Below are 239 nucleotides of genomic sequence, written 5' to 3' on the forward strand. Positions count from 1 at the left end.
GGGCGGGGGAGGGACCTCGAGGCCGACCTCAAGGCCTGGCAGAGGCGCTACCCGGGGAACGAGGAGAAGGCGAGGAGCCTCCTCAAGGCCCTCAAGCGCCCCGAAGGGGTGAACCCCGTCACCCTCGTCGTGGACGACGCCACGGGCCTCACCCCCAGTGTGGTCCCCTGGCTGGTGGCCTTCGCCGAGGTGGCCACCCTGGTCCTGGCCGTCCACCCGGAGACCCTAAGGAAGGGGGG

The 239-nt window shown here is 72.0% G+C and carries 1 pseudogene; it reads left to right on the top strand.

Annotated elements, in window-relative coordinates:
- Positions 1–239 (top strand): annotated as a pseudogene (locus ACYQ0J_RS00055) (ATP-binding protein); the annotation flags it as partial.

Source organism: Thermus sp. FJN-A, from assembly GCF_054655095.1.